Origin of the sequence: Burkholderia sp. BCC1993 (assembly GCF_905339865.1) — a bacterium.
Taxonomy (GTDB): domain Bacteria; phylum Pseudomonadota; class Gammaproteobacteria; order Burkholderiales; family Burkholderiaceae; genus Burkholderia.
Genome location: NZ_CAJPGZ010000010.1, coordinates 117,414 through 138,179 on the forward strand (window position 1 = coordinate 117,414; position 20,766 = coordinate 138,179).

Annotated in this window: 20 protein-coding genes and 3 pseudogenes; 10 read left to right on the forward strand and 13 right to left on the reverse strand. The window is 66.4% G+C overall.

From position 1 onward, the window contains the following. Together U4Y91_RS18255 and U4Y91_RS18260 are read left to right on the forward strand one after the other, a co-directional pair. Complete coding sequence (locus tag U4Y91_RS18255; RefSeq protein WP_321806211.1) at positions 1-789, forward strand: ABC transporter substrate-binding protein; 789 nt, start codon at positions 1-3, stop codon at positions 787-789. Between the two features lie 135 nt (positions 790-924). Next, positions 925-1,866: a LysR family transcriptional regulator gene (locus tag U4Y91_RS18260; protein ID WP_321806212.1), complete on the forward strand. Its 942-nt coding sequence runs from the start codon at positions 925-927 to the stop codon at positions 1,864-1,866. Here U4Y91_RS18260 and U4Y91_RS18265 read toward each other — a convergent pair. Together U4Y91_RS18265 and U4Y91_RS18270 are read right to left on the reverse strand one after the other, a co-directional pair. Continuing rightward, positions 1,859-2,173, reverse strand: coding sequence for an NIPSNAP family protein (locus U4Y91_RS18265; RefSeq protein ID WP_257773282.1), 315 nt, complete (start codon positions 2,171-2,173; stop codon positions 1,859-1,861). The genes U4Y91_RS18260 and U4Y91_RS18265 overlap by 8 nt on opposite strands. A 68-nt stretch (positions 2,174-2,241) precedes the next feature. After that, a complete protein-coding gene (locus U4Y91_RS18270) occupies positions 2,242-3,405 on the reverse strand; it encodes an iron-containing alcohol dehydrogenase (RefSeq protein ID WP_321806213.1) in 1,164 nt (387 codons plus the stop codon). 225 nt (positions 3,406-3,630) lie between these two features. On the opposite strand from U4Y91_RS18270, the gene U4Y91_RS18275 reads away from it, so the two are divergent. From U4Y91_RS18275 to U4Y91_RS36770, 3 genes and pseudogenes are all read left to right on the forward strand, one after another. Then, positions 3,631-4,962, forward strand: a complete 1,332-nt coding sequence (locus U4Y91_RS18275; protein WP_321806214.1) for an MFS transporter — start codon at positions 3,631-3,633, stop codon at positions 4,960-4,962. Between the two features lie 67 nt (positions 4,963-5,029). Beyond that, positions 5,030-5,267 (forward strand): annotated as a pseudogene (locus tag U4Y91_RS18280) (transposase); the annotation flags it as partial. Next, a pseudogene (locus tag U4Y91_RS36770) lies at positions 5,261-5,385 on the forward strand (IS5/IS1182 family transposase); the annotation flags it as partial. The pseudogenes U4Y91_RS18280 and U4Y91_RS36770, both read left to right, overlap by 7 nt. On the opposite strand, the gene U4Y91_RS18285 reads toward U4Y91_RS36770, so the two are convergent. Beyond that, positions 5,374-6,273: a LysR family transcriptional regulator gene (locus U4Y91_RS18285; protein ID WP_321806215.1), complete on the reverse strand. Its 900-nt coding sequence runs from the start codon at positions 6,271-6,273 to the stop codon at positions 5,374-5,376. The pseudogene U4Y91_RS36770 and the gene U4Y91_RS18285 sit on opposite strands and share 12 nt — an antisense overlap. Positions 6,274-6,364: 91 nt before the next feature. Between U4Y91_RS18285 and U4Y91_RS18290 the strand changes: the two genes are divergently transcribed. Beyond that, positions 6,365-7,306, forward strand: a complete 942-nt coding sequence (locus tag U4Y91_RS18290) for an EamA family transporter (protein WP_415750477.1) — start codon at positions 6,365-6,367, stop codon at positions 7,304-7,306. A gap of 244 nt (positions 7,307-7,550) precedes the next feature. After that, positions 7,551-8,060, forward strand: a complete 510-nt coding sequence (locus U4Y91_RS18295) for a DUF6196 family protein (RefSeq protein WP_321806216.1) — start codon at positions 7,551-7,553, stop codon at positions 8,058-8,060. On the opposite strand, the pseudogene U4Y91_RS18300 reads toward U4Y91_RS18295, so the two are convergent. Then, positions 8,047-8,244: pseudogene (locus U4Y91_RS18300) on the reverse strand (transposase); the annotation flags it as partial. The gene U4Y91_RS18295 and the pseudogene U4Y91_RS18300 overlap by 14 nt on opposite strands. Positions 8,245-8,486: 242 nt before the next feature. Next, a complete protein-coding gene (locus U4Y91_RS18305) occupies positions 8,487-9,506 on the reverse strand; it encodes an aldo/keto reductase (RefSeq protein ID WP_321806217.1) in 1,020 nt (339 codons plus the stop codon). Positions 9,507-9,607: 101 nt separating this feature from the next. Here U4Y91_RS18305 and U4Y91_RS18310 point away from each other — a divergent pair, with 101 nt between their 5' ends. After that, the gene (locus tag U4Y91_RS18310) at positions 9,608-10,516 is read left to right on the forward strand and encodes a LysR family transcriptional regulator (protein WP_321806218.1); all 909 of its coding nucleotides are present in this window, start codon (positions 9,608-9,610) and stop codon (positions 10,514-10,516) included. Between the two features lie 154 nt (positions 10,517-10,670). Here the strand turns inward: U4Y91_RS18310 and U4Y91_RS18315 are convergent, their stop codons facing one another. From U4Y91_RS18315 to U4Y91_RS18350, 8 genes are all read right to left on the reverse strand, one after another. After that, positions 10,671-12,254 (reverse strand): aldehyde dehydrogenase (NADP(+)), encoded by a 1,584-nt coding sequence (locus U4Y91_RS18315; protein WP_321806219.1) that lies wholly within the window; start codon positions 12,252-12,254, stop codon positions 10,671-10,673. A 249-nt stretch (positions 12,255-12,503) separates the two neighbouring features. Then, on the reverse strand, positions 12,504-13,292 hold the full coding sequence (locus U4Y91_RS18320) for an SDR family oxidoreductase (RefSeq protein WP_321806220.1): 789 nt from the start codon (positions 13,290-13,292) through the stop codon (positions 12,504-12,506). 512 nt (positions 13,293-13,804) lie between these two features. Next, positions 13,805-14,218, reverse strand: coding sequence for an SRPBCC family protein (locus U4Y91_RS18325; RefSeq protein WP_321803750.1), 414 nt, complete (start codon positions 14,216-14,218; stop codon positions 13,805-13,807). A 17-nt stretch (positions 14,219-14,235) separates the two neighbouring features. After that, positions 14,236-15,255: an aldo/keto reductase gene (locus U4Y91_RS18330; RefSeq protein ID WP_321806221.1), complete on the reverse strand. Its 1,020-nt coding sequence runs from the start codon at positions 15,253-15,255 to the stop codon at positions 14,236-14,238. Between the two features lie 384 nt (positions 15,256-15,639). Further along, positions 15,640-16,086 carry a DoxX family protein gene (locus U4Y91_RS18335; RefSeq protein ID WP_321806222.1) on the reverse strand — a complete coding sequence of 149 codons (447 nt, stop codon included), beginning with the start codon at positions 16,084-16,086 and terminating at the stop codon, positions 15,640-15,642. A 1-nt stretch (position 16,087) separates the two neighbouring features. Then, complete coding sequence (locus U4Y91_RS18340) at positions 16,088-17,977, reverse strand: amidohydrolase (RefSeq protein ID WP_321806223.1); 1,890 nt, start codon at positions 17,975-17,977, stop codon at positions 16,088-16,090. A 19-nt stretch (positions 17,978-17,996) separates the two neighbouring features. Beyond that, positions 17,997-18,164, reverse strand: coding sequence for a DUF1427 family protein (locus U4Y91_RS18345; protein ID WP_044847131.1), 168 nt, complete (start codon positions 18,162-18,164; stop codon positions 17,997-17,999). Positions 18,165-18,334: 170 nt separating this feature from the next. Further along, positions 18,335-19,021 carry a hydrolase gene (locus U4Y91_RS18350; RefSeq protein ID WP_321806224.1) on the reverse strand — a complete coding sequence of 229 codons (687 nt, stop codon included), beginning with the start codon at positions 19,019-19,021 and terminating at the stop codon, positions 18,335-18,337. A gap of 308 nt (positions 19,022-19,329) precedes the next feature. On the opposite strand from U4Y91_RS18350, the gene U4Y91_RS18355 reads away from it, so the two are divergent. Together U4Y91_RS18355 and U4Y91_RS18360 are read left to right on the forward strand one after the other, a co-directional pair. Continuing rightward, complete coding sequence (locus tag U4Y91_RS18355; protein WP_321806225.1) at positions 19,330-19,611, forward strand: XapX domain-containing protein; 282 nt, start codon at positions 19,330-19,332, stop codon at positions 19,609-19,611. A gap of 246 nt (positions 19,612-19,857) precedes the next feature. Then, a complete protein-coding gene (locus U4Y91_RS18360; protein WP_321806226.1) occupies positions 19,858-20,766 on the forward strand; it encodes a LysR family transcriptional regulator in 909 nt (302 codons plus the stop codon).

Here is a 20,766-nt window from a genome sequence, read left to right on the forward strand (position 1 = left end):
ATGAAGAACAAGACGCGCATCACGATCCTGCTGTCCGCGGCCGCGATGGCCTTCGCGACGCTCGCCTCGGCGAAGGAATGGACGACGATCCGCATCGGCGTCGACCCGACCTACCCGCCGTTCGAATCGACCGCGACCGACGGCAGCGTGCAGGGCTTCGACATCGATCTCGGCAACGCACTGTGCGCGAAGCTCAACGCGAAATGCGTGTGGGTGTCGAGCAGCTTCGACGGGCTGATTCCCGGGCTGCAGGCACGCAAGTTCGACGTGATCCTGTCGTCGATGGCCGCGACCGAACAGCGCCGCCAGCAGATCGACTTCACCGATCGCCTGTACCGCAACCAGACACGCCTGATCGCGCGCACCGGCTCCGGGCTGCTGCCCGAAGCGGCGAAGCTCGCCGGCAAGCGGGTCGCGGTCGAACAGGGGACGATCCAGGAAACCTACGCGCGCGAAAAATGGGCGGCGGCGAAGGTCGAGGTGGTGCCGTATCCGAGCTACGACCAGGCCTATGCGGATCTCGTGACCGGCCGCGTGGACGGCGTGCTGATGGATGCGGTGCAGGGCCAGCTCGGCTTCCTGGCGACGCCGCGCGGCAAGGGCTTCTCGTTCGCGGGCGGGGTCGTGTTCGACCCGAAGATCATGGGCAACGGCGACGCGGCCGGCGTGCGCAAGGCCGATGCGGACCTGCGCGACGCACTGAATCGCGCGATCGCGCAGATCCGCGGCGACGGCACGTACAACCGGATCCAGTCGAAATACTTCGACTTCGACATGTACGGGAATTGACGACGGACATCACGGGCCGCGACGCGTGCGGGGCCGCTTCACCGCACGCGCGCGAACCGGTTCTGCATTAGCGATCCTCAAGATCGTTTTCGGCCCGGCAGGGCTATAATCGCCGCTTTCGGTTTGGTCGTCGCCATGAAACCGCTGGCCGTTCCCTCTCTCGCGAACATCGCGTCGCGCCTTCGCCTGAAGCAGCTCAAGCTGCTGATCGCGCTCGAAAACCACGGCTCGCTGCACAAGGCCGCCGAAGAAATCGCGATCTCGCAACCCGGCGCGACCAAGGTGCTGCGCGAGATCGAGGACATCCTCGGCATGCCGCTGTTCGAGCGGCAACCGAAAGGCCTCGTCGCGAACGACCTCGGCCGCTGCGTCACGCGCTATGCGCGCCTCATCTACAGCGACCTCGAACACCTGCATACCGAAGTGCTCGCGATCACGCAGGGGCATGGCGGCCATCTGGCCGTCGGCGTGATCATGGGCGCGGTGCCGCTGCTCACGCGCGCGCTGACCGACCTGCGCCGCCGCCAGCCGCACCTGTCGGTCGAGATCGTCGAAGGCACCAGCGCGAGCCTGCTCGCCCTGATCGACGACGGCCGCATCGATCTCGCGATCTGCCGCAACGGCAACACCCGGCGCCCGGAAGCCTACGACTCTATCCCGCTGCAATCCGAACCGCTCGCGGTCGTGACCGCGCGCACGCATGCGCTGGCCGAACGCGACGCGCTGTCGCTGCGCGATCTCGCCGACGCGGAATGGGTCGCGTATCCGGTCAACACGCCGATGCGGCTCGCGCTCGAACGCGCGCTCGCGGATGCCGGCATCGAGGTGCCGAGCTATCCGATCGAGACGGCGTCGACGTTCGCGACGCTGACGCTGCTGCAGGCGAACCCGGAACTGGTCGCGGTGATCCCGCGCGAAGTCGCCGAGTTCGGCGAGCGCTTCGGCCTCGTCGCGTGCCTGCCGGTCGCGATCCCCGCGCTCGACGAGCCGTTCGGCGTGGTGGCCCGCACCTTCGCGCACCTGACTCCCGGTGCGCGCATGCTCGTCGAGACGCTACAGCATCCGCTGCCTACTTGATCGGCGAGAACGCAGCCGGACGCAGCAGCTTCGACTCCATCCTTTCCAGCATCGGGAACGCCTTCGGCACGAACTTCTCGAGCCAGTCCGGATCCTCGTACAGCGCGGTGCGCCGCTTGATGCGGTCGTCGAGGCTGTCGTACGCCCAGATGTGGACGACCTGGTTCAGTTCGCCGATTTCCGTGTACCACCAGCCGACCAGCGTCGCATAGCGGGAAATCACCGGCAGGCCTTCCTTCTCGAAGTGCCGCAGGTATTCGTTCATCTTGCCGATCTGGACCGTGTAGGTCCGCATTTCGTAATACATGACTGCTCCTGGTTGAATCGAATCGGGGAATCGGGGAATCGGAGGCGTGCGCATGAAGCGCCGCGCGATCAGATCTCGCCGGCGTATGCGGCGCGGATGATCGCTTCGACGTCGCGCGCGGTCGTCAGGCGCGGATTGACGAGCACGTTGCCGCTGCGCATCGAGTCGGCCACCATCTGCGGCAGGTGCGCGAGATCGACGCCGAGTTCGCGGATGTTCGACGGAATCGCGAGCGCGCGATTGAGTTCGACGATCTGCTCGACCAGCGCGCGCGCGGCCGTTTCCGCATCGAGGCCGGCCACGTCGCCGCCGAGCGCCGCCGCGATGTCGCGAAACAGCGCCGGGCACGCCGGGCGGTTGAAGTCGATCACGTACGGCAGCAGCGCCGCGTTCGCGATGCCGTGGGCAATGTTGAATACGCCGCCCATCGTGTGCGAGATCGCATGCACGTTGCCGAGCTTCGACTGCGAGAACGCGACGCCAGCGAGGAACGAGCCGAGCAGCATGTCTTCACGCGCGGCCAGGTCGGACCCGACGTAGAACGCGGTGCGCAAGCTGCGCCCGATCAGGCGGATCGCGCCGAGCGCGAGCGACTGGCTGACCGGGTTCGCCTGCTTCGACACGTACGATTCGATCGCATGGGTCAGCGCGTCCATCCCGGTGGCCGCCGTGATCGGCGCGGGCAGCTTCAGCGTGAGTTCCGCATCGAGGATCGCGAGCTTCGGGAAGATCTTGTGGCTGACGATCACGGTCTTGAACAGCGTTTCCTGGTTCGTGAACACCGTCGATGCCGTGCACTCGCTGCCGGTGCCCGACGTGGTCGGGATCGCGAAGATCGGCAGCGGCTCTTCAGGGATCTTGTTGTAGCCCTCGTAATCGAGGATCGTGCCGCCGTTGGTCGCCATCGCAGCCACGCCCTTCGCGGTGTCGATGCTGCTGCCGCCGCCGACGCCGATCACCGCGGTGCAGCGGTGCTCCTTCAGGAACGTCAGCGCGTCGTCGAGCACGGCCGTGCTCGGGTTCGCCTCGACGCCCGAGAAGATTGCGTACGCAACGTCCGCCTCGCGCAGCGATGCGAAGAAACCCTCGAGCACGCCGCTCTTGATCAGCCCTTCGTCGGTCACGACCAGCAGCTTGCCGTCGAACAGCGGCTTCAGCAGCTCGCCGGCCTGGCGCGCGAGGCCGTTGCCGAATTTCAGCGTGGTGGGAAAGAAGTATTGGAATGGGTTCATGGTGCTTTCTCCGTGTGAAGTCTCCGCACCAGACACTACAAGCGGCCGATCGCCGCCGGTAATGAAAAAACCGGATCGCCCGATAACGGCCGCTTATTCCCTCGCCCGCCGCGCCGTTTGGTTATCACGCGATCACGAAGCGTCATTAGGCAAGACGCGGCGGCCGCCCTACAGTCGCTGCACGGAACGCGTCATCGCCCCGCAACCATAACGACGGAGACAACCATGCCCCTCTCGCATTCCCCTGCCGCATCGGCCGCATCGGCGTCGCTCGACGCGGCGGCCCGGCCGACCAGCGTCCGCTGGCGCATCTTCCTGCTCATGCTGCTGCTCGTCGCGATCAACTACATCGATCGCGCGTCGCTGTCGGTCGCGATGCCGCTGATCGCGCCGGAATTCAACCTGTCGCCCGCGCTCGAAGGACTGATGCTCAGCGCGTTCTTCTGGTCGTACGCGCTGATGCAGATCCCGGTCGGCGTGATGCTCGACCGCTATCACACGCGCGGCATCATCGCGACCGCGACGCTCGCGTGGGGCGCGTTCCAGGCGCTCGGCGCGGCCTCGCACAACTGGCTGCTGCTGATGCTCACGCGCATGGGCCTCGGTTTCTCCGAATCGCCGGTGTTTCCGGCCGGCGCGAAGCTGATCGGCTCGTGGCTCACGCCGCACGAGCGCGGCCGCGGCGCCGTGCTGGTCGACGGCGGCGCACCGCTCGGCAGCGCGCTCGGCGCGATCCTGATCTCCGCGCTGATCGCGTGGTTCGGCTCGTGGCGCATCGCGTTCGTGATCGCCGGTATCGGCACGATGCTGGTGGGCGTGCTCGTATGGCGCTATATCCGCAACCATCCGTCCGAGCATCCGGGCGTCAACGCGGCCGAGCTCGAGCACATCACGCGCGCGAACCCGCCGGCACCAGCCGCGGCCGAACGCGTGCCGCTACGCGAACTCGTGAAGGACCGTTCGGTGCTCGCGATGTTCGCCGGCTACAGCTGCATCCTCGCGGTGTTCTACGGGCTGCTCACGTGGATGCCGAGCTACCTGCACAAGACCTACGGCTTCAACATCGCGACGACGGGCGGCGCGACGTTCGTCATCTTCATGTCGGGCTTCGTCGGCGAACTGATCGGCGGAACCATCGGCGACCGCTGGAAAGCGTCGGGGGCGTCGCCGAACCTCGTGATGCGCACGATGTTCAGCGGCTCGTCGCTGATCGCCGCCGCGTGCATCCTGGCCGCCGCGTACATCGCGAACGCCAATGCGGTCGTGCTGCTGCTCAGCATCGCGATGTTCTTCATCCGCTTCTGCGGGATGTACTGGAGCCTGCCCGCGATCGTCGGCGGCCCCGAGCGCGCTGGCGTGCTCGGCGGCACGATGAACTTCTGCGGCAGCATGGTCGGCGTGGTGGTGCCGATCCTGATCGGGCTGATCGTCCAGTGGTCGGGCTCGTACTTCCTCGCGCTGCTGTTCTTCGTCGTGATGGCCGTGCTGATCGCGGTGTTCTCCAGCCTGATCGACTACCGGCCACGCGCGCACGGCCAAGAAGCTCCGACAAAATGAATTGATGCGGCTGCTCACCTGCCGCACGCGCTGTTCATCTCTTCGTTGTTTCGCTGACGAGGAGACCATGGCAAAACCGATACTCGATGGCGAATTGCGGTCACTGATCCAACCGCTGCTGCTACCACCGAAACCACGTCGCGCGCGATACCCGGGGGCGCAAGCCGCTCGACGATCGCGCCGTGCTGACCAGCATCCTGTTCGTGCTGCAGTCCGGCATTCCCTGGGAGATGCTTCCGCAGGAAATGGGCTGCGGCTCGGGCATGAGCTGCTGGCGCAGACGGCGCGACCGGCAACAGCCTGGCTGCACAACTTCAGGCGACTGCGCATCCGGTTCGAACGCCTCGCGGCGATCCACGAAGCGTTCATGAAGATCGCCGCTGCATCATCTGCTGGCGACGGCTTCAAAACTCATTGTGTTAGCGCTTCCTGGAGCGTTGCGGCATCGCGCAACTCGCGAAGGAGAAAGCGCTGCAAAGCCTGTACCGCCGACATGCGATCGCTGTCATCCGCATGGCTGAACAAGCCGAATTCCGCCGATGGCGGGCGCGGCAATCCGGTGGCGGCCGGATCGAGCACGCGCATCGAATCGCGCCGGACGTTCCATTCGAGCAGGACCGTGACCCCCAGCCCTGCTTCGACTGCGGATTGAATGGCGGCCAGGCTCGTGCTCGTGCAGATGACTTTCCATGCGACCCGAGCATCGCGCAATGACGCATACAGCCTGTCTTGCCACGGGCACGCACCGCCGAATGCGACGAACGGCAATGGAGCGTGGCGGACATCTCCGTCATACGCAAGGCCAGCCGCCCAGAATAGCGGATGCTGCCACCGCACGAGCGGTTCCGCATGGATGAACGTCGGGTCGATGATCGCGAAATCGAGCGAGCCATTCATGAAATCCTGTGACAGCGCCTTGCTCGAATCGACGACGATCTCCACGGCGACATTCGGGAACGACGCGCCAAAATCACGCAGCGTGTGCGGCAGATGGCCAACAGCGATGTCCTCGAGGAGACCGAGCCGGACCGTCCCTGAAATCTCACCTGCATTCAGCGCAGCGCGCGCCGCGATACCGATGTCGAGCATGCGCTGCGCGTAAGGCAGCAGCACGCTGCCCGCCGCTGTCGGCTTGATGCCGCGTGGCGAACGGTCGAGCAGGCGCTGCCCGACCGATTCTTCCAGCCGGCGCAATGCCATGCTGACAGCGGCCTGCGTGCGATGCAGAGCCTGCGCCGCCTCGCTCACGCTACCGGTTTCGACCACGATCAGAAAGGTGCGCAACAAGCCGCTGTCGAGATCTCGAGCCATAAATATTCTTGAAGCGCCCATAAAAAATTCGAGCTTATACCAAACGAACATGCGTGGTTAACATCGCCGCATCGCCATCATGGAGCACTGCATGAACGAAGAAATCGGAAGCATCCGGGCCGGCCGGCACACGACCGATTCCACACCGGTTGCGCGCGGCGCGTTCATGGCGAATGCGTCGTTTGGCGCGTCGCGGACACGACGCTTCCGAGCGGCTCTGGCGCCCGGGCTTGCCGTGGTGTCGATGTGCAGCGTCCAGCTCGGCGCTGCGCTGTCGCGGCCCGCGATGATCGAGTACGGAACGTTCAGCACGACCTGGCTGCGCCTGTGCTTCGCCGCCTTCGCGCTGGCCGTGATCGTGCGCCCGCCCGTCCGGCGCTATTCCCGGCAGCGCTGGATCGCCGCCATCGCGCTCGGCTGCGCGATGGCCTGCATGACACTGTGCTTCTTCGAGGCGGTCAAGCGCGTGCCGCTCGGGCTCGCCGTCGCGATCAATTTTTTGGGGCCGCTGTGCGTCGCGACCATCGGCGTACGCAAGATCCGGATGCTCGCATGGCCCGCGCTCGCCCTGGCAGGAATCGTGCTGCTCGCGCGCCAGGACGACATGTGGATCGTGCCCGTTGCGGCGCTCATATTCCCGCTCGGCTCGGCGCTCGGATGGGCCGCCTACATCCTGATGATGAAGCGGGTGGGGTCGCTGTTCGATGGTCTGCAAGGCCTGTCCACGTCGCTGATCGTCGCGGCGCTCGTGACGGCGCCATTCGGCCTCGCAGAAAGCGGCGGGCATTTGCCGGCCGGGCAATTGATCGACGCTGCCTGTCTCGCCGCGCTCGTCCCGCTCTTGCCTTATGTTCTGGAGATGATTGCGTTACGGCGCATGACGGCGTCGGCGTTTGGCATCCTGATGAGTGTCGAGCCTGCGATTGCCTCAGCAATCGGATTTGCGGTACTCGGGCAGCCCATGACCCTACTGCAATGTATCGGCACGTTGCTTGTCATCGGTGCCAGCGCAGGCGCCGTGATGCAGCAGTAGCCGGCTCCACAAGGCTTGGCTGGCATGCGCGTCGTCGCCTCGCCATCGGAATCGGAATGACAAGACAGGCGCTGGCCGCGATCGACGATTTGAGTGCAGGGTGGTGTTGAGCGACCGATTTGTCCGCCAAACGCCTGCTCCGGGCAGTTCCAGGGTCTGTTTACATTTGTGCGGGTTGTCGGGTCATCCGGTCCGCTCGGTTCGGGTGACTATTCGCCGGTGATTGCGTTACATGACAGGTAAGATGAAGTTTGTTCTTGCTTGCATTGATGATCTGACCTGTAACCGGCTCATTCTCGGAGTAAACATGGTTGATATTTCACGTGAGACCGTCGAACAAACCGAGCGTCGCCTTCGACGAGTCATCACCGAGGCACGCCTGCGGATATATACCGGCACGTACACGTTCATTGAATTTCCGCTGGATCAATTCCCAAGCGCTGCGCGGGCCGATGCACTTGCCTTGGTGCGAGACGACAACGTGTGGAGTCAGCTTGTGCCGAGTGACGGTGCACACCAGGAACAGTTCGGCATCTTTCGATTCCACTTCCCGGCAGGGGCAGACAATAGTGGCTTCGTTGGCTGGCTAGCTACCCATCTCAAGAATCGATTTGGCACCGGCGTATTTGTGACGTGCGGACAGAATTGCGCGGATGGCGGTATCTTCGATTACTGGGGCGTACCCGAGACGCTGGCAGACGAGGTGATTGAGGAAGTCAAGCGGCTTGTTCAGGGGCATGGCGATCATCGATAAAGCTCATCCGATACAGCACGCGGCTATAGCGACGCTTGGTTTTTCTGTTCGAGCGAGGCGGGATGACGGCCTTCGCACGCGGAGAGTGGATACTCGCCACAAAGGCGTTCGAGTCGTAGCCTTTGTCAGCGATGACCGCAACGGCACGCAAGTGCTCAACCCGTTCATTCGCGCACGAAATATCGCAGCGGTTGGATCAGCGACCGCAATTCGCCATCGAGTATCGGTTTTGCCATGGTCTCGTCGTCAGCGAAACAACGAAGTGGTAAGCAGAGCGTGCGGCAGGTTAGCAGCCCCGTCAGTTCATTTTGTTAGAGCTTCTAAGTGCACGGCCAAGCGCGCGCCCGAACGGCGCGCCGCACCGCGCCGTCACGACGATGCCCGCTTGCGCGGGCATTTTTTATCGACTTGCGTCGACCGGCCCGATCAGCGATCGATCGGCAGCGGCGCGTTCGCGGCGACGAGCCCCTGCTCGCGCATCTCGCGCCAGAAGTCGGCCGGAATCGTCGCGTTCAGCGCGTCGACATCTTCCGCGATGCGCGCCGGACGGCTCGCACCGGGAATCACCGACGCGACCGCGGGATGCGCGAGCACGAACTGCAGCGCGGCCGCCTTGACCGGCACGTCGTAGCGCGCGGCGATCGCGGTGATGCGTTCGACCTTCGCGACGATTTCCGGCGGCGCCTTCTGGTATTCGAAGTGCGCGCCGCCGACCAGCACGCCCGAGCTGTACGGACCGCCGACGACGATCCCGACGCCTTGCGCGGCTGCCGCCGGCATCACGCGCTGCAGCGCGCGCTCGTGATCGAGCAGCGTATAGCGGCCGGCCAGCAGCATGCCGTCCGGCTGCGGTTCGGCGAGGTCGAGCACGAGTTCGATCGGCTCGACGCGATTCACGCCGAGCCCCCACGCGCCGATCACGCCTTCTTCGCGCAGCCTGCCCAGCACGCGGAACACGCCCTTGCGCGCGACCTCGAATTGCGCGAGCCATTCGTCGCCGTAGATGTCCTGCGCGATGTCGTGCACCCACACGATGTCGAGACGATCGGTGCGCAGGCGCTTCAGGCTGCCCTCGATCGAGCGCAGCGTCGCGTCGGCCGTGTAGTCGCTGACGAGCCGGTTCGCGCGGCCATGCGCGAAGATCCCGGTCTTCTCGCCGTAGTCGCGCGCGGTCGCGTCTTCCAGTTCGTCGAGCACGACGCGGCCGACCTTCGTGCTGATCACGTAGTCGTCGCGCCGATGGCCGGCGAGCACGTCGCCCAGACGCGACTCGGCCAGCCCCGCGCCGTACGACGGCGCGGTGTCGAAGTAGCGGATCCCGCGCGCCCACGCGGCTTCGACGGTCGCGACGGCTTCGTCGTCGGGGATGTCGCGGAACATGTTGCCGAGCGGGGCGGCGCCGAAACCGAGCGTGTTGTCGGCCGGCAGTGTGTCTTCGAGACGCATGCATTTCTCCACAGGTCACGGAAAAGTGCGCCCAGTCTAGGTTGCATGGTTATGTCTGTCCAAGACATAATTCATCAAACTTGAGTCCCTCGAGGTCTTATATGCTCGACATCCGTCAGCTTCAATATTTCATCGCGGTCGCGGAGGAAGAACACGTCGGCCGCGCCGCCGAACGGCTGCACATTTCGCAGTCGCCGCTCAGCCGCCAGATCGCGCAGCTCGAGGAAAAGCTCGGGCTGACGCTGTTCGAACGCAGCCAGCAGCGCATTCGTCTGACGCGCGACGGCCGCACGTTCCTCAGCGAGACGCAGGCGTTCCTGCGCCATGCGCACCGGCTGGAATCGCTCGCGCGCCGGCTCGGCCGCGGCGACGAAGGCGGGCTCTGCATCGGCTACCTGGAAACGGCCACGCACTCGGGCGTGCTGCCGCGCGCGCTGAAGACGCTGCGCGCGGACCGCCCGGCCGTCCACATCGCGCTGTACAACTACACGTCCGCCGCGCAGCTCGAAGGCCTGCGCGAGCGCAGTCTCGACATCGCGCTCGTGACCGAGCCGCCCGCGCCCGACGATCCGGAACTCGAATCGATGCGCGTGCTGAACGATCCGATGCTGCTCGCGCTGCCCGAAGGCCATCCGCTCGCGAAGAAGAAGACGCTCGTGGCCGACGATCTCGCGACGCAGCCGTGGATCGGCGTCACGCAGCAGGAAAGCGCGCCGCGCCACGGCGCGTTCGTCGCCGCATGCGCGAAGGCCGGTTTCTCGCCGGATATTTCCGTCGAGGCGAGCGAGCCGCTCGCGGCGCTCGGGCTCGTCGCCGCCGGGCTCGGCGTGACGATGATCCAGCAGAGCCTGCGTCACCAGGTGCCGGAAGGCGTCGTGCTGCGCGAGCTGCCGTGGTTCAGCTATCGCACGCCGCTGTGGGCCGCGTGGCACAAGGTCAACCTACGGCCGCTGGTCGGCGTGTTCCGCGAGATCCTGACCGGCGAGGATGTGGTCGCGATCGTCGAGTGACGTGACGGGGGCGCGCAATCGCCGGCAAAAACAGGGAATCTGTCATGCCGTCCGCATCCCCGCACACGAATCCGTCTGAAATCGATCGAGCCAGCATCGGTCCGCATGCGATTCCATGCGCGACACCGGATGCCGGCATCACCCCGCTCGCGCGTCAGTTCGCGAGCGTGACCTTCCCGTCCATCAGCCGGTTGATCGCCAGCGGATTCGTTGTCTTGAGCGCATCGGGCAGCAGCACCTCCGGCATATCCTGATAACAGACCGGCCGCAGGAAACGACGGATCGCGAGACTGCCGACCGACGTCGTACGCCCGTCCGCGGTGGCTGGATACGGGCCGCCGTGCACCATCGCATGCGCGACTTCCACGCCGGTGCCGAAACCGTTGACGAGCACGCGGCCCGCGCGCCGCTCCAGCGCCGGCAGGAACGTGCGCGCGGCGGCGTAGTCGGCTTCGTCGATATGGAGCGCCGTCGTCAGTTGCCCTTCCAGCGACTCGATCAAACCGAGCATCGTCTCGAGGTCCGGACAGCGGACGATCAGCGACGCCGCGCCGAACATCTCCTCGTGCAGCGCCTTCGACTCGCGGAACGCATCCGCGCTCGTCGAGAACAGCGCGCCCTGCCCCTGGTTCGCGCCGGCCGGCGCATGCGCACGCGCGACGGTACGCACCTGCGGATGCTTCGCGAGCGCGGCCACCGAACGCTCGAAGGCCTGATGAATGCCCGGCGTGAGCATCGTCGCCGCCGCGGCCTGGGCGAGCCGCTCCGCCGCCGCGGCGGTAAAACGCTCGAGCGCCGGCCCGTCCACGGCGAGGATCAACCCCGGATTCGTGCAGAACTGCCCGGCGCCGAGCGTCAGCGACTGCACGAACTGCTGCGCGATCGCGTCGCCGCGCGCGTCGAGCGCGTTCGGGAACAGCAGCACCGGATTGATGCTGCTCATCTCCGCGTACACGGGGATCGGCTCGGGCCGCGCGTTCGCAAGCGCGATCAGCGCGGTGCCGGCATGGCGCGAACCGGTGAAGCCGACCGCCTTGATGCGCCGATCGCGCACGAGCCCCTGCCCGATCTCGAGGCCGGTGTCGAACAGCAGCGAGAACGTGCCTTCCGGCATCCCGCACGCCTTCACCGCCTGCTGCACGGCGATCCCGACCAGTTCCGACGTGCCCGGATGCGCCGGGTGCGCTTTCACGATCACCGGGCAGCCGGCCGCGAGCGCGGACGCCGTATCGCCGCCCGCGACCGAGAATGCCAGCGGGAAATTGCTCGCGCCGAACACCGCGACCGGCCCGAGGCCGATATGACGCAGGCGCAGGTCGGGACGCGGTGCCGGTTGGCGTGCCGGCTGCGCCGGATCGATGCGCGCGTCGAGGTAGTCGCCCGCGCGTACCACGTCGGCAAACATCCGCAGCTGGCCGACCGTTCGGCCGCGCTCGCCTTCGACGCGGGCGCGCGGCAGGCCCGTTTCCGCGACGCAGCGCTCGACCAGCTCGTCGCCGAGCGCGAGGATGTTTGCCGCGATCGTGTCGAGGAACGTCGCGCGCGCGTCGGGTTGCGTTTCGCGATACGTGTCGAACGCGGCCCAGGCGAGCGCGCATGCTTCATCGAGATCGACGCTGCTCGCGCCGCCGAAGGCCGGCGCCATGCGTTCGCCGCTGGATGCGTTGACCGCGTATGTGTCGCCGTTCGTGCCGCGCCGTGCGCGCGAGCCGATCAGCAGGTTGCCTGCGAGTGTCATGTTCGTTTCCTCTGTAGATGGATCGGGGGTGCGAACGCCGTGCGATCACGGGCTCGCATAGGTGTTGTGTGTTGTGTGTCGTATGTCGTGCCGGCGCGCCTGTCGCGTCGCCGTGAGTGGGCCGGGCGGTTCGAATCCGTGCGGCGGGGCGCTTGCTGCCGGGCTCGCATCACCCGGCCCCGACAACGCGTGCATTGCCGTCGAGCCGCATCGTCGGTGCGTCGGTGCGTCGGTGGCCGCCTCGAACGATCAGAACGTACCCGGATACGCGCCGCCGTCGAGCAGCACGTTCTGCCCCGTCAGGTAGCCCGCGTGCGCGCTGCACAGGAACGCGCACACCGCGCCGAACTCGTCGGCCGTGCCGAAGCGCCCGGCCGGCACGGCCTGCCGCTTCGCTTCGCGCATCGCTTCGTAATCCTTTCCTTCCGCCTTCGCCGACGCATCCGTCGCCTTCTTCAGGCGATCGGTGTCGAACAGCCCCGGCAACAGGTTGTTGATCGTCACGTTGCGCGTCGCGATGCGCTTTTGCCGCGCGATGCCCGCGACGAAGCCGGTCAGGCCCGTGCGCGCGCCGTTCGACAGGCCGAGCACGTCGATCGGCGCCTTCACCGCGCTCGACGTGATGTTGACGATGCGGCCGAAGCCACGCTCGGTCATCCCGTCGACGGTCGCCTTGATCAGCTCGATCGCGGTCAGCATGTTCGCGTCGAGCGCGGCGATCCAGTCGTCGCGCGTCCATTCGCGGAAGTCGCCCGGCGGCGGGCCGCCCGCGTTGTTCACGAGGATGTCGAGGTGCGGCGCGGCCGCGAGCGCCGCCGCGCGGCCCGCGCTCGTCGTGATGTCGCCGGCCACCGCGATCACCGTGACGGCCGGGTTGAGCGCGCGCAGTTCCCGGGCGGTCGCGTCGAGCGCGTCGCTGCCGCGCGCGGTGATCACGACGTTCACGCCCTCGGCGACGAGCGCCTGCGCGCACCCCTTGCCGAGCCCCTTGCTCGCTGCGCAAACCAGCGCCCAGCGGCCTTCGATGTTCAGGTTCATCTGCCTTGTTCCTGGAATGCCGTGCGCGCCGCCCGGTGCTGCCGCGTGCGCCGGCCGGCACGCTCACGCGCCGGCGCTGCCGTGCGCGCGCGTCCGCGTGGCACGTGGCGGCGGCGCACCGACTGACGCGCACGTCCGAAATGCGCCGGAAAGCCGCGCAATGGGCCAGCATACGGAGTCCGCCCCCGCGCGACAATTGACAGGATGTGATACCGGTATAACCGCGCGTTATCGGTCGTTGCCCCGCCGCCGCATGCGTGCGCGTTCCGCGTCCATCGCATGCCGCCGCGGCGGCCGGACGACGAACGGCGCGACCGGAACGCCGACGACGGCTCGGCACGTTCATACGACGATTGACGATGCACGCGCGGTGGCGCCGGTGCCACGCGTCGTCACGGATGAAAACCCGCCACGACACACGGCGCCGGCGGGTGCCGACACGACCGGCACCCGTTCACCGCGCGCGACATCGTCACACCGTCACGCGATCGCGCCACTACGCCACTACGCCGTCACGCCGCGAACCGCTTCGCCAGCTCGGCGAGACCGTCTTCGTAGATACCGCGGAAGAGGCGGATCGCTTCGTCGTCGGTCGCGCCGTCCGGCGTGAACGTGCCCGACCACTCGACCGTCGCCGCGTTCGCGCCGTTCTCGCGCACGCGCAGCGTGGAGCGATAGTTCACGACCGGGAACGGCGCTTCGAGGATCGCGTACGTGTAGCTGCGTGCCGCGTCGTCGAAGGCGACCAGCCGCTCGACGATCGCGTCGCCGTCCGGGTTCGCGAGGCTGCGCACGCGACCGCCTTCGCTCAGCTCGCTCGCCGGGATGTACGACAGCCAGTCGGGCAGCGACCCGAAGCCGCCGATCAGTGTCCAGACCGTGTCGGCCGAAGCCGCGATCTCGATGCTTGCATTGGCCTGTGCCATGTCATCACCTTTGCGGATCAACGATCGGTCGGCAGCGGCGCATTGGCCGCAATCAGACCTTGTTCACGCATTTCGCGCCAGAAGTCGGCCGGAATCACCACGTTCAGTGCAGCCTGGTCTTCCGCGATCCGCTCCGGACGGCTCGCGCCCGGAATCACCGCGACGGTGGCCGGATGCGACATCGAGAACTGCAGCGCGGCGGCCTTGATCGGCACGTTGTAGCGCGTCGCGATCGCCTTGATGCGCTCGACCTTCGCGAGGATTTCCGGCGAAGCCTTCTGGTATTCGAAGTGCGTGCCGCCTGCGAGCACCCCTGAGCTGTACGGGCCGCCGACGACGATCCCGACGTTCTGCGCGGCAGCCGCCGGCATCACGCGTTGCAGCGCGCGCTCGTGATCGAGCAGCGTGTAGCGGCCGGCGAGCAGCATGCCGTCCGGTTGCGGTTCGGCGAGGTCGAGCACGAGCTCGATCGGCTCGACGCGGTTCACGCCGAGGCCCCACGCCTTGATCACGCCTTCTTCGCGCAGCTTGCTCAGCACGCGGAATGCGCCCTTGCGCGCGACTTCGAACTGCGCGAGCCATTCGTCGCCGTAGAAGTCTTGCGCGATGTCGTGCACCCAGACGATGTCGAGGCGATCGGTGCGCAGACGCTTCAGGCTGTCCTCGATCGAACGCAGCGTCGCGTCGGCCGTGTAGTCGTTGACGATGCGGTTCGGCCGGCCATGTTCGAACAGGCCGCCCTTTTCGCCGAGATCGCGCGCCGACACGTCCTCGACTTCGTCGAGGATCACGCGGCCGACCTTCGTGCTCAGTACGTATTCGTCACGCGGATGGTTGGCGAGCGCGTCGCCGAGGCGGATTTCCGCGAGGCCGGCGCCGTAGAACGGGGCCGAATCGAAATAACGGATGCCGTGTTGCCATGCCGCTTCGACGGTGGCCGCGGCTTCCGCGTCGGGGATGTTGCGGAACATGTTGCCGAGCGGGGCAGTACCGAAACCAAGGATCTTGTTACCGGGCAGCTTGTCTTTGAGACTCATGATTTTCTCCAGGGGTGAGGGAAAGCGAGTTCAGTCTAGGCAGACGGGTTAAGTCTGTCCAAGACGGAATTCGACACAGTTGAGTCCCCGGAGGTCTAAAACGTGGTCTGAAGGGGTGGGCGGGTATCGCGTCCGGAGGGTCCGTTCGCGCGACGGCCCCGCCCGACAAGGCTGGTGACGGAATCGGCCGCCGATTCGTGATTCCAGATCAAAAGTGATTTCGCCGGTGAGCACGATGGGCAACGCCACGCGTGCCCCAAATTGCCCCACCGCCTGCAACGCGTCGCGCGAAGGAATCCCCGTTGCGCCTCTTTCAAAGGCGCAACGGGGAAAAGCCGCCAGGTGATCGAATCAGCGTTCCGTCGCAATGCGCCGCTCATGCCCTCAGGCGCGACCGTCCCCTTGCGCATGCCGGGCATCGCCCAGCATCGTGACGAGGACGAGCGCCGCAATCAGGCCAAGGTGCTCGAAGAAACCGTTGAGCGCCATGAAGCGCGCCGCGCCCGTCTGGTTCCAGAAGTCGTTCGCCACCAGCATCGCGACGAGCGTCAGCATGCCGAGGCTGCCGGCGCCGAGCCACGTGAAGCGGCGGAACACCACGCACAGCGAACCGCCGATCTCGACGACAACCGCCAGTGCAGCCCATAGCGCAGGCGGATGCAGGCCGAAATGCGCCTGCTCCGCGACCGCGCCGTCGAAGTCGAGCGCCTTCGCGACGCCGCCGATCAGAAAGGCGGAAACGAGTGCAAGCCGGACCAGCGCGCCGACCCACGGCTGCGCGAGCAGGACACGGATCCACGCGGGGCTGTACCGGCCGATCGTCGTCGACATGTCAGACCGCCCAGCACGAACAGCCGAACGCGCCCCAGAAGCCCTTCGCGTCCGACGTCGGCAGCGCGCTGCCCCACGCACTCGCGTGCGCATGCTGGTGCACGTTGCATGCATTCGCGCAGCCGCACATCGCGGCGGCCGCCGCGCGTTGCAGCGGTGCGCCGCTGCGCTGCGTCGCGCCCCAACCGCCGTAGCCGCCATACTCACGCACCGGCGACCAGTCCGGCATCGCGGGCGGAATCGGCGCATCGTGCGACGCGAACGGGCCCGCGCCCCACACGATCTTGCCGCCCACCACGGTCAGCAGTGCGGTCGTGCCCGCGATGTCGTCCTCGGCGCACGCGAAGAAATCGCGATCCGGGACGACCACGTCGGCCAGTTGCCCGACCGCGATGCGCCCTTTCTTGCCGACCTCGTTCGAGAACCACGTCACGTATTCGGTCCACATGCGCAGCGCGGTCTCGCGATCGAGCAGGTTGCGCTGCGGGTACATGCGCAGGCCGCCGATCGTCTTGCCTGTCACGAGCCAGGACAACGACACCCACGGGTTGTACGACGCCACGCGTGTCGCGTCGGTGCCGGCCGACACCTTGAGGCCCTTCGACAGCATCTTCGCGACGGGCGGCGTCGCTTCGGCCGCCTGCGCACCGTAGCGCTCGACGAAGTATTCGCCCTGGTACGCCATCCGGTGCTGCACCGCGATACCACCACCCAGCGCGGCGATGCGGTCCATCGATTTTTCGGTAATGGTTTCCGCGTGATCGAAGAACCAGTTCAGCCCTTCAAGCGGGATGTCCTTGTTCACCTTCTCGAACACGTCGAGTGCGCGGCTGATCGTTTCGTCGTAGGTCGCGTGCATGCGCCACGGCCAGCGGTTCTGCGCGAGCACGCGCACGACGCCCTCGAGATCGTCTTCCATCTGCGCCGGCAGGTCCGGGCGCGCGACGCGGAAGTCCTCGAAGTCGGCGGCCGAGAACACCAGCATTTCTCCCGCGCCGTTATTGCGGAAATAATCCGTGCCGTCGTGATACTTCGTGCTCTTCGTCCAGTTCACGAAGTCTTCCTTCTCCGCATTCGGCTTCTGCGTGAACAGGTTGTACGCGATCCGGATCGTCATCTCGCCCGCGTCGTGCAGCTTGCGGATCACTTCGTAATCGTCGGGATAGTTCTGCGAACCGCCGCCCGCATCGATCACGCCCGTCACGCCGAGACGGTTCAGTTCGCGCATGAAGTGGCGCGTCGAGTTGTACTGGTATTCGAACGGCAGCTTCGGTCCCTTCGCGAGCGTCGCGTACAGGATCGTCGCGTTCGGGTTCGCGAGCAGCAGCCCGGTCGGGTTGCCCGCGGCATCGCGCAGGATCGTGCCGCCCGGCGGCTCCGGTGTGTCCTTCGTGTAGCCGACCACGCGCAGCGCGGCCGCGTTCAGCAGCGCGCGATCGTAAAGATGCAGGATGAACACCGGCGTATCGGGCGCGGCCGCGTTGAGTTCCTCGATCGTCGGCAGGCGCTTCTCGGCGAACTGGTGTTCGGTAAAGCCACCGACCACGCGCACCCATTGCGGCGCGGGCGTGATCGCCACCTGCCGCTTGAGCATGTCCATTGCAACCGCGAGCGACGGCACGCCATCCCAGCGCAGTTCCATGTTGTAGTTCAGGCCACCACGAATCACGTGGCAGTGGTTGTCGATCAGGCCCGGCAGCGCGCTGCGGCCGCCGAGATCGACGATCTTCGTCGCGCGGCCCGCGAGCGGCATGACTTCCGCGTCGCTGCCGACCGCGACGAAGCGGCCGTCCTTGATCGCGACGGAAGTCGCGACGGGGTTCGCGCGGTCGAGGGTCGTGAATCGTCCGTTGTGGAGGATCAGATCCGGTTGAGTCCCGGTTGCGGTCATGTGCATCACCTCGTTTCGATCAGAAGCCAAAGAGCTGTTTGAGGGTGGGGATGGCCTGCACGCCGATCACCATGCCGAGCAACCCGACAAGGGCAATCAGCGGCGGTGCCGGGGAGCGCACCTTGATGGCGCTGTAAATGACACCGATCAGCAAGCCCGCACCAAGGGAAACCAGATAGGGTTCCATACGATCAATTTCTCGGACTGGTTGGAGAGCAGGTCCTGACGTCCTGGCCAACATGCCGCGGACGGCATCCGCGATTCGTTCACGGTCCGCCGCCCGCGGCAACGGAGCCGGTGCGGCGCGTTCGCATCGAACCCGCCGCACCGGCATCGACGGTCGCAGACCGTCTGCGCTTACTTCGCCGGCACGGCCGGGATCGACTCGTGCGGCGTCGCGGTGCGCGGCGCAGCCTTGTGGACCATCGTGTACGCGTAGTCGACGCCCATGCCGTACGCGCCCGAGTGCTCCTTCGCGATCGCCATCACGGCGTCGTACGTCTCGCGGTGCGCCCAGTCGCGCTGCCATTCGAGCAGGACCTGCTGCCACGTGACCGGCACCACACCCGCCTGCACCATGCGCTGCATTGCGAAGTCGTGCGCGGCCTGCGTCGTGCCGCCCGATGCGTCGGCGACCATGTAGATCTCGTAGTCGCCTTCGAGCATCGCGCAGAGCGCGAACGTCGTGTTGCAGACTTCGGTCCACAGGCCCGAGACGACCACCTTCTTGCGGCCGTTCGCGGCGAGCGCGTCGCGCACCTTCTGGTCGTCCCACGAGTTCATCGACGTGCGTTCGAGCGTCTTCTGGTTCGGGAACACGTCGAGCAGCTCGGGATACGTATGACCCGAAAAGCTGTCGCTTTCGACGGTCGTGATCGTGGTCGGGATGTTGAATACCTTCGCAGCCTTCGCGAGGCCGACGACGTTGTTCTTCAGCGTCTGGCGATCAATCGACTGGACGCCGAACGCCATCTGCGGCTGCTGGTCGATGAAGATCAGCTGGCTGTTGTGCGGAGTGAGTACTTCAAGCTTCGGGTTGCTCATGGCGGTGATGTCCTTTGACGCGGAGAAAAATACGGCCTGCCTCGCCGACCCATGCGGGAGGCAGCCAATGCGCTGTGCCGGGAGATTCGACAGCCAGCCCGCATCATTCAATACGCAAACGCCCGATCACGCCAATTAATCATTCTGATTCCTGCGGGCCGCGCCGCTCAGGCTTAAAAGATCTGAATTTCATTGAACCGCCCCATGGTGAGCGCGAAGACCTGATAGGCTGGTCGCGGACTGTCGAAGCGACGCCAGATCGGTAGTTATCCGTATTTTTTACACGGCCGCCATTTCACCCGGATCCCATGAAACCGTACACCGCCTCGCTGTTCGCCGGCCTCCTCGCCGGTATCGTCTATGCGCTGATCGGCGTGCCATCGCCGGCGCCGCCGACCATCGCGCTCGTCGGCCTGCTGGGCATCCTGGCCGGCGAACAGATCCTGCCGGTCGCGCGGCGGATGTTCAGCGGTATCCGCCTCGGCACCGCGTGGCGCGATGCGAAGTGCAGCCAGCACATGTTCGGCGCGCTGCCCGGCGCCCACGCACCCGACACCGCCGCGACACGCCGCGATTCGACGCCGACGTGACGCCTACATGACGCCGACATGACGCACGCTCGTTGACCGGATGCAGCCCGGCCCGTCCGCGGGCATCGCCATGCCGTCGTGTTCCTTCGATCACGGTGGTGCCGCACGTCCGCGATGCGCGGCCTGGCCCGCGCCATGCCGTTGCGTCCCGCCGCCCGGCCGCGCGATGAATCGTCCTGAACGGGGTTGGATCGCGCGGCGCTTGACGCTAACATGGCAGCCCGACGTCCCTCCGTGGAATTCGCCATGAAGCTGTCATTCGAAGCGCTCGAAGCACTGGACGCGATCGACCGCACCGGCACGTTCGCCGCAGCTGCCGAGCTGCTGCACCGCGTGCCGTCCGCGCTGACTTACCTCGTACAAAAGCTCGAAAGCGACCTCGACGTCACGCTGTTCGACCGCAGCGGACGCCGTGCGAAACTCACGCACGCGGGGCGCGTGGTCGTCGAAGAGGGCCGCCGGCTGCTGCATGCCGCCGAACAGCTCGAACGCAAGGCGCAGCGTGCGCAGCAGGGCTGGGAAACCGAGGTCCGGATCTGTGTCGACGAGATCCTGCCGTTCGAGGCGATGTGGCCGTACGTGCACACGTTCTACGATCTCGAGATGGACACGCGGCTGCGACTGTCCACCGAAGTGCTCGGCGGCACCTGGGATGCGCTGATTTCGCGCCGCGCGGATCTCGTCGTCGGCGCGACGGGCGAGCCGCCCGAGCTGCCGGACATCGTGGCACGGCCGATCGGCACACTCAGGCACGTGTTCGCCGTCGCCCCCACCCATCCGCTCGCGGCGCTGCCGGAACCGCTGTCGCTGGCATCGGTCGTCGCCCATCGCGGCGCGGCGATCTCCGATACGTCCCGCGAGCTGCAGCCGCGTTCGGTCGCCCTCGACGCGGGGCAGCCGTATCTCGCCGTCCCCACCCTCGCCGCCAAACTGGCCGCGCAGTGCGAAGGACTCGCGGTGGGCACGCTCCCCGAGTGCATCGCGGCACGCGCGATCGGGCAAGGCAAGCTGGTCGCACGCCAGGTGACCGGCATGCGCGACACGACCCAGTGCTACCTCGCGTGGCGCGGCGACGAGGCCGGACGCGCACTGCACTGGTGGGTCGAACAACTCGACCGCCCGGACCTCGTCGACCGGTTCACCGCGCTCGCCTGA